12 protein-coding genes are annotated in these 12,375 nt (G+C 55.3%); 4 read left to right on the forward strand and 8 right to left on the reverse strand.

The annotated features are described in order from the left end of the window. Positions 1 to 101 precede the first annotated feature (101 nt). The 8 genes from cas2 to BR41_RS22480 form a co-directional block, all read right to left on the reverse strand. Positions 102 to 434, reverse strand: a complete 333-nt coding sequence (gene cas2 / locus BR41_RS22445; protein ID WP_035061857.1) for a CRISPR-associated endonuclease Cas2 — start codon at positions 432 to 434, stop codon at positions 102 to 104. A gap of 15 nt (positions 435 to 449) precedes the next feature. Further along, positions 450 to 1,337 carry a type II CRISPR-associated endonuclease Cas1 gene (gene cas1, locus BR41_RS22450; RefSeq protein WP_051711651.1) on the reverse strand — a complete coding sequence of 296 codons (888 nt, stop codon included), beginning with the start codon at positions 1,335 to 1,337 and terminating at the stop codon, positions 450 to 452. Beyond that, positions 1,324 to 4,725: a type II CRISPR RNA-guided endonuclease Cas9 gene (gene cas9, locus BR41_RS22455; RefSeq protein WP_211251837.1), complete on the reverse strand. Its 3,402-nt coding sequence runs from the start codon at positions 4,723 to 4,725 to the stop codon at positions 1,324 to 1,326. Before cas9 ends, cas1 begins: the two co-directional genes overlap by 14 nt. 519 nt (positions 4,726 to 5,244) lie before the next feature. After that, positions 5,245 to 5,508: a response regulator gene (locus BR41_RS22465; protein ID WP_035061863.1), complete on the reverse strand. Its 264-nt coding sequence runs from the start codon at positions 5,506 to 5,508 to the stop codon at positions 5,245 to 5,247. Positions 5,509 to 5,529: 21 nt separating this feature from the next. Then, entirely contained in the window at positions 5,530 to 5,985 is a 456-nt protein-coding gene (locus BR41_RS22470; protein ID WP_156970886.1) for a hypothetical protein, read from the reverse strand. Continuing rightward, complete coding sequence (locus BR41_RS24485) at positions 5,978 to 6,778, reverse strand: hypothetical protein (RefSeq protein ID WP_156970888.1); 801 nt, start codon at positions 6,776 to 6,778, stop codon at positions 5,978 to 5,980. Before BR41_RS24485 ends, BR41_RS22470 begins: the two co-directional genes overlap by 8 nt. Before the next feature lie 88 nt (positions 6,779 to 6,866). Continuing rightward, on the reverse strand, positions 6,867 to 7,202 hold the full coding sequence (locus tag BR41_RS22475; protein WP_035061921.1) for a helix-turn-helix domain-containing protein: 336 nt from the start codon (positions 7,200 to 7,202) through the stop codon (positions 6,867 to 6,869). Between the two features lie 127 nt (positions 7,203 to 7,329). Then, a complete protein-coding gene (locus BR41_RS22480) occupies positions 7,330 to 7,512 on the reverse strand; it encodes a helix-turn-helix domain-containing protein (protein WP_245616039.1) in 183 nt (60 codons plus the stop codon). 158 nt (positions 7,513 to 7,670) lie between these two features. Here BR41_RS22480 and BR41_RS22485 point away from each other — a divergent pair, with 158 nt between their 5' ends. From BR41_RS22485 to BR41_RS22500, 4 genes are all read left to right on the forward strand, one after another. Further along, positions 7,671 to 8,081, forward strand: a complete 411-nt coding sequence (locus tag BR41_RS22485) for a hypothetical protein (RefSeq protein WP_035061869.1) — start codon at positions 7,671 to 7,673, stop codon at positions 8,079 to 8,081. Further along, positions 8,082 to 8,309 carry a hypothetical protein gene (locus tag BR41_RS22490; RefSeq protein WP_035061872.1) on the forward strand — a complete coding sequence of 76 codons (228 nt, stop codon included), beginning with the start codon at positions 8,082 to 8,084 and terminating at the stop codon, positions 8,307 to 8,309. Positions 8,310 to 8,786: 477 nt separating this feature from the next. Further along, a complete protein-coding gene (locus BR41_RS22495; protein WP_051711597.1) occupies positions 8,787 to 11,465 on the forward strand; it encodes a two-partner secretion domain-containing protein in 2,679 nt (892 codons plus the stop codon). Continuing rightward, positions 11,465 to 12,375, forward strand: a 911-nt coding sequence (locus tag BR41_RS22500) for a POTRA domain-containing protein (RefSeq protein WP_169741351.1), incomplete at its 3' end; no start/stop codon positions are given. The genes BR41_RS22495 and BR41_RS22500, both read left to right, overlap by 1 nt.

Here is a 12,375-nt window from a genome sequence, read left to right on the forward strand (position 1 = left end):
GTTGTAGCTCCCTCTCTCACCCCGGAAAGCTACAATATCTAACCAATAACCCTCTGTTTTTACAGAGGGTTATTCTTTTTTTAGCCGAAAAAATCCAGAAATCAGAACAACAATAATTGCTGCTTACCGATTTTTTCTTCCTGCACCGTCAACGTTCCGACCAAAATATCCATCGCGGCATACTGTTTTTCACTAACTTTCATGCACCGAACCGAGCCCTTATTCGGCAAATTTACAACAAGCCGCTGCTGATGTTTTCGGACATCATCCTCACCATTTGCGATCCGGGCATACACCGACCATTGCAACATTTCATAGCCGTCTTGAACGAGGAATCGATGAAAAACGGTATAGGCACGTTTGTCTGCCTTGCTTACCGTGGGAAGGTCAAAAAACACGATCAGACGCATGAAACGGCGGGTCTCCTGGCTCATTGAGCAGTATCCGCATCAACTCAGGATAATCGGCCAATCCAGCTCGACTGGCATGGTGTTTTCGCAATAGCGCCCCAAACTTTCCACCATGTGTTCGATAGCAGTGAGGACATTCATCACACCGGCGTTCATCCGTACATCCGCATAAAGAAGTTGCGCCAAGCCTGCTTTGTCCGCAGTGATCAGGGCATCACAGCCCTGTCTCACCTGAGCTCTGACCAAGCCATCAACCAACGGACGCAACGGTTCGATCAGATCATCGGCCAAGTTAAACGCGTTGAGCTGATTCTTATGGTGCAGCCCGAATGCGGGCAAGAATCCGTGACCGACCAAGCTACGAGCAATGGCAGCCCGGATGATGGCGTAACCATAATTCAGCGCAGCATTGATCCAGTCATCCTGTTCACGCGTAAAGTCTCTGCCGAAGAGTTCGACAAAGTAATAGCGTGCGCCACCGCCCTCGCGGTTATCGGGGTCGCCTGAACGTACTCGCTCGGCTTGGTCGAATAAAAATCTGCCAGCGCCAGGGAGGAATCGGTTCAAGCACTCCCCTTGATTGCGCAACTTCTGTTGCACGATGCTCTGCCAGGCGCGTTTTTTTTGCGGCACTGTCAATGCCAACTGCTTCTGCATCGCCCTAAGTGCTCTGCTATGCGGCAAATACGGTAGCAGCACGCCATTGGGATGATGCGTTTCGTCACATGTAATCAGTGCAACATCATGCGTTGCCAGCTCGGAGAGCAATGCGCTGGTGATCATCGCTCGCGGTGTTTCTAGCACGACCACACTCAAATCCTCTAGCGGCAGGGTGGCTGTGACACCAGTCTCTTGTTCCAGCAGCAACTGGCGGTTTTTCACCGACAGCCGCGCTGGCTGGCTGATGATTACGCTACGCCAGCCCACGCCGCACCTCAGACTTGGCGGGATAGACACGACCGAGTACGTCAACGTTGAATTTTTCGACCGAAACGGCGGTTTTGACGCCGATGCCGCGAATCAATCCATCTTTGCCCTGTTGCTGATCGCGGTCATGTGCCCATACTGCAAGATTACCCGTCGCTCGATCACAGCCTGCGTAGTACCCCTCGATCATGGGCTTGCCTTTCTGCTGAATACGCAGCAGATCATTTGGGTACACCGAAAACCGAAACTCAAAACTGTCGTCGATTAATGTCCATTCGTCTTCGTCCTTACCCTGCACAATCGCACGGTTCGGCAATGCCTTAGCCACTCGGTGATGCACATACACCGGGACCAAGTGGAACTTGCCAGCTTTGCCAAACACGTCGACGCGTATCATGCTGTCATTTTTAGCCAAGCCGCCACGAATTGGGATGCCGGACAACTTGTCGATGACCAACGTGACGCCACGTACCAGCGGCTCCCGTTCGTGATTAACAGATGGCTTGTAGAACGGAGTGGCGAAAGCTTTGTCCGCCTTGCCGCCATGCGCGAGCAACCGCTCGTGCAAGGCGCGGTAAAGCCGCGCATTGCGGTGCGGCTCGATCAGTGAGCAGCCTCCTTCGTCATATTCTTGCCCGCCAAAATGCGCCAGCGTTAGGTCGGTAAGTGGCAGCTTTTGTGTAACACGATTAGGTTTGTCGTTCGTTGAGCGGGCGGCATAAATCGTGTCCTTGTGCGCTGCGCCGCCATTGCGCCGCTTTGGCGCTCTGGATACGAAAAGCGGCCTTATTTTGGCCAGCGCAAGTTCGTCATAACCCAGCACGGCGAGGTGCTTTCGCATTTCGTCCAATGGCAAGTCGTCGCGCACCCGACCAGTGCTGCGATCCTGCCCGGCTCGCATGCATAATTCATCGTCGAAATGCAGCCACGGGCGCGGGAAGTGTTTATCGAGCTGATGCAGGATAGCCAGATTCACGACTTCTCCGGTCTCCAGATCGACAAAGCCTTCACGCACTGCGTCCAGTTCCTTGCGGCGCGCAAAGTCTGATAGTCGTTTGACCATACCGTGGCTACACGCAGCGACTACTGCAGCATCAATGGCATGATGACGATCACTTGCCTTGCGTAATTTGGCCAAGCCCCAACGCGCGCGCAGGAAGCTCGTTAGTTGCCCGCTAACAACAACACAGCGCTGATGTCCCCCCTCTGGGTGCAGCGCCAAGTGATTTTCAACAAAATTTTTAAAGTAGCGGCAGGCGTAACGGGTGTCATTTAGGTTGCGCGCCTTGAATTCTGTTGCTTCCTGCGTATTGAAGTGTTTGCGCAGCAATCGGTCGCGTTTGGCTTGACGGTAGCTATGATTGCTACTGACAAAAGTGACAAAACGCAGCCATTGTTGAGCACCCACGGCCCCGCCGAGGTATTCATACGGCGTACGATTGCCCTTGTTGCGGTTTTCCGCCGTCAGTACCAGCACCTTGTTGTTCTTGCTGTCATCGAAGCTGCGCGAGTACGGTAACGCGTGATCAATTTCGGCATAAGTGGCATCGTCGATCAGGCGGTTGAGATCGAGTGCCGTCAGGCTATACGCGCATTTGCCATGCTGCTCGTGATAAAGCTGCCATTTTTCAAACTCACGTCCGGTGGGACTGCGGCCAAACGCCTCGGCAAAGCGAATACGATCTTGCTCGTTGCGCGTCGCATATTCCTTTTGGTCTTTTTCAATTTTTTGCCGCTCATCCAATGGGCGCGATAAATCTCGCGCCATTTCGATATGGACAGCATAGGGTGGACCATATTTGCGGATCAGGGCATTGACCACTTTGCGTGCCTGATTAAGCGCGCGTAATACAACCGGGTTGTTTGGTGCTTCACCGTCAAACTTAGGCAGGTAATGACTGAGGCTCTTTTCAGCCGCCATGGAATGATGATAGCCAGCGGCAAGGCACGCTTCGTCATAGCGTTTGCCCTGCTCCATTTGTGGCAAGATACCGGACAACGCCTTCAGCGACAGGCGAACGAAGTCGCTGAAGCTTTCAACCGATAGCGCATTAACGATTGGCTTAGCCAAGCCTAATTGGCCTAGCTCGTGGACAACTTCATTGTCAGTCTTGTAAAGACTCAGGATTGTGGCGATTTGGTCAAGCTCATAATACCGATTGGATAGGCTTTGCCACTCAGTCTTGAGTCCCCCTTTTTCAAGCGCTTTGCGTAAGGTATGCCAGCCCTTGAGTTCGATCAGCTTGGCATCTTCTGGGTCCTTACTGCCATCGCGATAATTGAGTCCAGTAAAACGTACGTCGGCACTCCAAAGCCCCTGCGTTACTAGCTTGGTCTTAAGTTGTTTGTATTTGACGCTAGCTAGTTCATAGGGCAGGTTCAGTGCAACTACGCGTTCGTCAGCATTGAGCGGCCTACTTTCGCCGTTAATGCTGATGCGTAGATTGTTCAAGCGCGTAAGCCAGACAAAACGCTCGGCAGACCAGCTATGCTTGGCTGCCCGATATTCATTGTGTTCAAACGTGCATTTACCAATCAGATTGAGCATGGCTTCGCCGGACAACGCTGGTTTTTGTTGCCAGAACAGGCCGGTTTCGGGAGCAAGAATTGCCGATTCGAATCTGGTCGCGGCATGTGGGTTACCTAGTTCGCGTTGACATGCAAACAAGCATGCCAATTCTTCGGCGAGTAAATCGCGGGCAAGGGACTGACCGTAATCGCCACGTTTGTTGCGCTGGTTATCTGGAAATTCGGCTAGCATCATTTCGGCCGCTGTCCGATAACCCTTTCCCTCCATCAGTGCCCGTGTGCGTTCCAACCCTTGCTTTACTTTGCCGCCTTCCGAGGCCATGGCATCGGCTGTGCGTGCAAACCAGAAGCCCCGATGCTTGCACAAGTGGTAAATCACCCTTGCCCATTCTTCGCCACCCAAGCAACGGTCTAGCGCTTCGACTCGCAGAATCCACAACGATTGTGTTATCGGTACCTGTCGCTGGAATAATTGGCTGCTTGCAATCAAGCCTTCATGCTTGAGTAAACGCGCAAGTTTAAGTAGCCGCCATGCTCGACGACGCAAGCGACGGCGGAGCAATCGCGCGGAGCGCCGACCCGCATTGAGCGATTCGCCTTCTGGTGTTTCGGCCTTATCGAAAGCGCGTACACCTAAATCAATGATGCGCTGCTCACCCAATACACACCATCCGACCGAGGCAATACCGATGTCGAGGCCAAGATCATAACGAAGCGCTTGTTGCATGGATTTTTCCTGTGCTAGATTGGCCCTGTTGTAGTTTTCCGGGGTGAGTGCCGTTGCTACAATAAACTGTAATCGTAAGATTACGAGTTGTACCCGAAAGCCCGCGTCAGCGGGCTTTCTTTTTTCTTTCAAAAATTAGCTGCCTGCAAACGGATTTGCAACATCAGATCGAGTCGCATGGAACAAAAGCACCAACTCACAGGATGTGAGGGCTAGCGTGAAATGGTTGCTGCGCCAAGCCCGCAACATAGCAATGCTCTGATATTGACCTCTGGCCCCCTTCGATCCGAAACAAAGGCATCTTGACAGACGAAACGGCCGATACTTATGGCACAGCCCTATCTTTCCCAATCCATGCGATTCGTGCTGCAAAACATCACGGCCGGACGCAGCCCAAGCCATGGCTTATCCGGCATGGGCCAAATGGCGCAACTGCAAAAAACGTTACAGGTACTTCGCCTTCGCGGCCTGGTCACCGAGTCAGGCCACATCACCGACGTAGGCCGTGCAGCCCTCGGGGCCATACAAGAGGAATAAAGTGGCCGGATTTGCCCAAGAGGACGCCTCCCGTCCGATAGCAATTGCAGCGCGTTCTGACTGCCATCTAGTTCATTGAGCAACGTAACATTTTTTTATATCTCACCCATCCACTCATTCCTGCAAGGTAGTAAGCAGCGCGGTTGGCGCAACAGGCTTCGCTAAATACGCACTGAACAATTTGGAGCGCGGGTCTTCCTGCAATAAATTGATATGGGCGGTGAGCGCGATAATCGGAAGCTGTAATCCGAATTCGGCAAGCAATGCCTTGGCGAATTCAAATTTAGATTTATGCGGCCTCTGAATATCGGCAATCACCACATCAAATTGTATAGCTGTGGCAGTGTCAAAACCTTGCCGGCCGTCTTCTTTGAGCACGCAGGCAAAGCTATCGGCAATTTACGGCTCACTTATGCCAGCAAGTGCCCGAAGTACTGTTTCGGTATCAGCTATTCGCTCGTCGTTGAACAGCCGCAGGCCAGAGAAGGTTAATGGAAAGGCTTCATCGTCGAGTTGTAATACGTCGATCAGCGCAAGTTGAATCAGAAGCTCATCACCAGAGATTTTTCGAACTTTGCCCGACTCCCCGAATGTTTCTATTTCCTCGCGAGTTTTGGCAGTTGCTGCCGCTTCTGTTAAGAAGAAATCAACAGCTCGAATTCCGTCCCCGTATCTATCAATATAGTGATAAATAATAGGCTTATTATCCTCATCAACCAGAGCAAAAACCGCAATATCTTTTACTTGCTTTCGAACAGGATGCTCAACTCCCCGGCTAATCAGCCAAATGCCATTTGGGCCGCGCTGACAAAGATGCGGCATCAGTGCTACCTCAAAGGTAGACAGCTCATTCAAGTGTTCTGTCGGGATGCATGGCCTGCCAATAAATAAAGATGTCGCAGCCGCCATTCCTAAACTTCATTTTGTCATAGGAACGCTGCCATTTTTCTTGCGACTTGATTTTCCGGTTTCGGAATAAGGTCAGCAGGTGCGGGAGTAATTTTTGAGTTTTCTGCCCGCAGAATAATTTCGTTGTTCGAATGAAATCAGTTTCATCTTCGGTTACTGATTCTGGCATGGCTGCATCAGTAACGGGGATAAACTCCCAATCCAAAATCCCAGTTGATTTCAGTGCGATCAACTCCTCTAGCTGGTCGTCATAACAATCAATTTGCTCTCGTCGAAGTGGAATCAAATCAGTTGGTCGGGAGAGTCTGCCCGCGTTGGGGTCGGGGCGAATCGCATCGATTGCGGAGTGCCAATCCTTTATCGGTGCAGCTTGCCAAATGAGATGCGCATCTGGGAAGGGGACACCCGATGTGTTTTGGTGTGGTGTGCCAATGGAAATACGTACATCTCGCGGGCTTTTAAACAATACCCGAGATATGGCGCTGGTCGGAGGAAGCTGTGTCGGGCTGCCGTTTAATACCGCCGTTGCATCAACGACCAAGTCAAGGTCGCCGCAAGTAAGTGCGCCGCGCGCATAGGAGCCAACTACCCAGACATTTGAGACAGTGACAATCGGGGCGTGAATCCGGTGTAAAAACCTGTTTTTCCATTGAACAGGTGCGGCCCCCGCGTCATCTAGCCGAAGGCAGATTTTTTCAAGGGCACGTGTGAAGTGGCTTCTGGGATGGCGGTGTTCCATTTGATAGCTCTACAGATAGATTCGTGGCTTCCAGGCGTCTTTCCCAGCGTCGTGCCAGATGCCTTTTCTTGGTGGAAACCTCCGCAGATCAGCCCGTATTCAGGCGCTGCCCAAGCTGTTTTAGTAGACCCACCAGCAGTACCCGGTCTTTCTCACTGAGTGGGCGCAATACTGCAGCCAGTTCCCGTGCCAATTCATCGGGCGTGGTTGAAACACCGTCAATCAGTCCCGCCAAGGTACTGTCCAGCGCGGCGGCCAATCCGGCCAAGGTTTGTAGGGATGGTACGGTCGCTCCGCGTTCGAACCGTGAAATGGTTTCGGGATTGACCCCAAGTCGATCTGCGACCTGGTGCTGCGTCAAACCGAGCGCTTGCCGCTGCCGCGCAATATTTCCGCCCAACTTCATTGCCAGCTCTTCCGCCATCGCACCCAACCCCAACTGTTGAACTCAGCAGTAGAAGTTGCCTTAGCTGTCAGGCTCTGATAAGGTTGTGATATGTTGGTATCAACAAATTAGGGTGATATTTGGGCGCTTTTTTTTGGGGGGCACGTCACGAGTCGCTGCGCAACAGCTCAGCCAAAGGCAGCATGAGCGCCTCGGCCAGCGCTTCCATATTGTCGATGCTGATATTCCGCACGCCACGTTCCACTTGGCCGATATAGGTCCGATGCAGGCCAGACCGCTCTGCCAGCTCCTCTTGTGACCATTCCAGCTGATTCCGACGTTGCCGCACTGAAATACCGAATCTGATTCTCGCTTTTGCCACCTGCCAACCCTAGCTGTTGTATTTGAGCGAAGGCTGCGGTGTTGATGACGATGTATCTACAGAATCCGCGTAACATCTGCTAGATTTGATGACTATAAGTAACTTTGTGCGCATTGAGGCTGTGAATGGGTACTCGCAAGAGTGGTCTGGGCTATGTGTTTTGGGGTTTCAACATGCTTGCTGGCACGTTGATTGGATGCGGTGATCGACACTCGGATAGTGCGCTGGCAGCCCAAGGCGAAATCCTGCTGCGTAACGACTGGGGACCGACTTGCGAGGCGTTGGAAGGGCTGCAAGCGGAGGAAGTCATCCGTGGGCGGTTATCCACCGATTTTCGCCCCGCTTTTGTCGTCGGTTATCGCTTCACGTGCAAGAACAAGTTGCTGGGTGACCAGCGTGTTCAGCTTTTCTATGGCTGGGCCTACAACCCCAGTACGACCAAAGCCGAATGCACCCATTCGTCAAAAGACCGCAGCCATCTCGCGGATGCCAAAGCGTGGCATGCATGTGGTGGTGGTTTCGAACGCATTTCATAAATGATGTTGCTATTTAAAGAGCGGATTTCTCCTGTGCCAAAACGAAAGCCCGACCCGATGTCTCCGGTGTACCACGCTTCATTCAAGGCGTTTTCGCAGGACTACCACCAGTTGTCTCTGGACGCGAAAGCCGAATACAGGGCAGCGGTCAGGACGGTATTCGGGCATTTCTTCCTGGAGGCCTGGCTGCGCTGGGATGAACAGCAGCGCCAGAACCCGTACGCCTGAGTGGGTACCCATGCGCTGCATTGTGCGTACAGGCCACCCAGTGATTAAATTCTGAATCATTTAGTATGTTTGGATTCAGTATTTTTATTTGTACCTTAATGCCGATGGAATTCATTGTCCTGATGTTGTGATTGTTTTACGTTGTTGGTCAGAGAATGAAGACCTGTAGTCGGCAAGTGTGTGCTTGGTGAGTAACGCATAGTTTGTGGCTGGAGTGAGGGTTGCTCATCTTTTGGATTTGCCACGCCGCACTTGAAATCGCGTGGTTTTATTGTGCTCTGTTGGTTTAGGTATCTGATTTTTATGTGCTTGGTGATCAGATTGGCTACTGAGGTCGAGTAATTGACCGAAATTTTGGCTCGCTAGTTGGTGGGTTCTTGCTTGTCAATGTCACATTTCCAACATATCCGATGAACGGGATTTCGGGGTATTGGGTTCATCGGTTAAAATTTAATTGATTGTAAGAATCTAACAAAAATGACCAAAATTTCCTTACTGCCGCAGATGGCTCTGACGGGCAGCAGCTTGGCGTGTCGCCATTCAAGACGCGCACACTTCGCCGTAAAACTGATCGCCGTGGCCGTCGCCACGATCTATTCAGGCACGGTGGCCTCAACCTATGCCGGCGCGGCAGACATCGTCGTGGACGGCAAGACCGCCACTTCGGTCAGCTACAACGCGGCCGGCAAAGCCAGTATCGCCATTGCGCCGACCGTCTCCGGCGTGTCGCACAACACCTATTCCAGCTTCAGCGTGGGCAAGGCCGGGGCGGATCTCGTCAACACCGGCGTCAACGCCAAAATGATCGTCAACGAGGTCACCAGCAGTAATCCCAGCCTGATTCAGGGCGCGATCTCGGTGGTGGGGCAGCGGGCCAACGTGATCCTCGCCAACCCCAACGGCATTACCGTCAACGGCGGCTCGTTCGTGAACACCGGCCACGTGGTGCTGAGCACCGGCAAGGTGTCGTTCGATGATTTCCACCCCGCACCCGGCAAGCTGCAGCGCAACGTTGTATTGACCACCACCGGCGGCCAGATCCAGATCGGGCCGGATGGCCTCTCCGGCGCTATGCTCAGTCTCGACCTGATCGCCAAGCAGCTCTCGGTGGCAGGGCCGGTGACTAATAGTTTCTCGTCCGCCACGTCGGTGACGCGGCTGGTCGCCGGCAGCACGCTGGCCGAGTTCGATACCTCCGTCGCCCCGACCGACAACCTCTCCAATTACATCGCCTTCGCCGCCACCAAGACCTCCAACCCCGGCGCTGCACTGATCGACATCAGCCGCACCGGCTCGCTCACCTCGGGCCGTATCGAGTTGATGGTCACCGACCTCGGCGCAGGCGTGCATCTGGCCGGCAAGGCGCTGGCCTCGGTCGGCGATTTCGTGGTGCAGGCCGATGGCAAAGTCCAGCTGGATGGCGCGGCCGTGCAGTCGAAGGGCAATGTGGTCATGGTGGCCGGGCAACTTGCCAGCAATGGTTTTGATGCCGGCGACCCGACCACGATCCAATCCAACGGCAGCACGCAATTGCAAGCGGCGGAAGTCGCGCTCGCCAACACCCATTTCGCGGTGGGCGTGACCGACAGCCACCAGAAGGTGACGCAAACCGGTGATCTGATCATCACCCAGACTGCAGCCGGCCAATCCGCCCTGTCACTCAATGGCGTTGCCGCCAGCGTCACCGGTGGCATCGGCATCACCACCGCCCAGGACTTGACCGCGTCCGGCAGCAAGCTCAGCGCCGTGCAAAACCTCATCATCCAGTCGCGTTCACTCGCGCTGGCGGCCGGCAATGACGTGAACAACAACGCCAATACCGCCAGCCTGCTGGAGAGCACCGGCGGCGCGCTGTCGATCCAGACCACGGCTGGCACCACTGTCAGCGGCAGCACCTTGTCTGGCATCGCCGGCGTCGCCATCACGGCTGATTCACTCAAGGTGGCTGACCAAGCCGGGACGGCCCAGATCAAATCGCTGCTCAAATCAGACGGCGGCGATATCACTATCAAGACCGCCCAGCAAACGGCAGTGACCGGCAGTGACCTCCTCGCCGCCGGCAATGTCGCCATCACCGCGAACGACGTACTGGTCAGCACCGACGGCGCACAAAGCGCCAGCGTCACCGCCTACAACGGCGGCGTCACCGTCACCAGCAAGATCGACATCACCAACCTCGGCGGCCTGATCCAGGGCAAGACGCGTGACACCACCAACGCCGCATCGCTCGGCGCAATCACCCTCAATGCGGGCGGCAACATCCTCAATCAGACCGTGTCGGAAACGCAGCTCGGCCTGATCTTCGGCCAGTCGGACGACGTCTCGCTCAAGGCTGGTGGGGACATCACCAATCAGGCCGGCCGCGTCATCAGTAATAAACAACTGCTGGTGAATGCCGGCGGCACGGTCTCGAATCAGGTCACCCATATTGGTGGCGCGAACAACGAACAGCGCATCGACTTCAGCAACAGCCGCCGCCGGCTGGGCCTGTTCCCGGTGAGCAACGATGGCTTCAGCACCGACTACGGCTCGCTCGCCTTGTCGCAACTGGCCTACATGGTGGCCGATAGCGGCATGACGATGAAGGGCAAGCGAGTACAAAACCTCGGCGGCCAGATTCTGGTCAACGGCGGCGGCCTCCAGATCGACTCCGCCACCAAACTGGTCAATCAGGCCTACCTGACCGGCAAGATCCAATACAGCCGCTCCTGTTTCTTCCGCTGCCATGCCAGCGCCACCTCTACCGTGCAAAGTCAGGGCGGCCTGATTTCGGTGTCCGGCAATGCCACGCTCACCGCCAGCGAATCCATCGACAACATCGGTGGCCGCGTGCTGGCGCTCAAGAACCTCACCCTGAATGCGCCACTGGTGCACGCCACCGCACTGCCCATGTACACCACGCTCTCACGTGATTCGGGCTGGAAGACGTGGTTCGGCGATCAGTGGGCGCAGGTTTATGCGATGGACGACGGCGGCATGTTCACCTCCGCCGGCGGCAAGCTCAGCGTGCAAGGGAAAGTGTTGGTCGATGGCGGCGTACTGACCGCCGCCGACGGCGTTGAGGCCAGCGATGGCGTCGTCACCATCCGCACCGCGCATCGCGATCCGGTCACCCTGAGCCACCACACTGGCCTCACCTCCTGGTTGTGGCACTGATGCGGGGCTGGTTGAACTGGGCGGGCAACGGCCCGCGCACCCTTCTGTGTCTGCTACTGGCTGGCAGCGGGGCTGCACGCGCCGACAACCCGCCACCGCAGCAAGACCCCGCCATCCGCCTGCAGAACGAGCAGCGCGAACGGCAGCGGCAAGAGCAGATCGAGCAAGCGCCGCCCAATATCGAAGTCACGCAACCGACCCCCGCCGCCGGGCAGGATATCCCGCTGGATACGCCGGTTGAGCAAGTGCCGGAGAATGGCCCCACCTTCGAAGTCACGCAGATCGAGCTGATCGGCAACACCGTGCTGCAGCAGGTCGAAGTCGACCGCATCACCGCGCCATTCCTCAAGCAAAAGCTCGGCGTCGGGCGCATCAACCTGCTGATGCGCCGCCTGACCGATGCGTTGATCAAGCGCGGCCTGATCACCACCCGCGTCTACATGGGCGAACAAAACCTCGCCTCCGGCAAGCTGGTGCTCACGCTCGTACCGGGCAAGATCCAATCGCTGCTCATCAACGGCAAACCGCCGGTGCTGCTTGCGCCCAAAGGCCAGCCCACCCAAAACGGCGGCGCGATTACCGATATCGGCACGCTGTGGGCCTTCCCGGCCGAGCCGGGCCAAGTGCTCAACCTCACCGATCTGGAGCAGGGCGTCGACCAGATCAACCGCCTGCGCCGCAATCAGGCCGAGATGCAAATCCTGCCCGGCCAATCGCCCGGCGATTCCATCGTCAACCTCAACAACAAGCCCGGCGACCACGTGTTCTACACCATCGGGCTGGATAACTACGGCAGCGATGCCACCGGCGTGCTGCGCCTCAAAGCCGGCATCGAAGCCGACAACCTGATCGGGCTGCAGGAAGCGCTGTCCGCCAATTTCACCGGCTCCACCGATTCCAACGCGCTGGT

It is taken from the genome of Andreprevotia chitinilytica DSM 18519 (assembly GCF_000711875.1).
Taxonomy (GTDB): domain Bacteria; phylum Pseudomonadota; class Gammaproteobacteria; order Burkholderiales; family Chitinibacteraceae; genus Andreprevotia; species Andreprevotia chitinilytica.

Coding starts and splice junctions, on each gene's coding strand:
- cas2 (WP_035061857.1), bottom strand. CDS start 434: ATGAGCCAGGAGACCCGCCGTTTCATGCGTCTGATCGTGTTTTTTGAC.
- BR41_RS22485 (WP_035061869.1), top strand. CDS start 7,671: ATGGGTACTCGCAAGAGTGGTCTGGGCTATGTGTTTTGGGGTTTCAAC.
- BR41_RS22475 (WP_035061921.1), bottom strand. CDS start 7,202: ATGGCGGAAGAGCTGGCAATGAAGTTGGGCGGAAATATTGCGCGGCAG.
- BR41_RS22495 (WP_051711597.1), top strand. CDS start 8,787: ATGACCAAAATTTCCTTACTGCCGCAGATGGCTCTGACGGGCAGCAGC.
- BR41_RS22490 (WP_035061872.1), top strand. CDS start 8,082: ATGATGTTGCTATTTAAAGAGCGGATTTCTCCTGTGCCAAAACGAAAG.
- BR41_RS24485 (WP_156970888.1), bottom strand. CDS start 6,778: ATGGAACACCGCCATCCCAGAAGCCACTTCACACGTGCCCTTGAAAAA.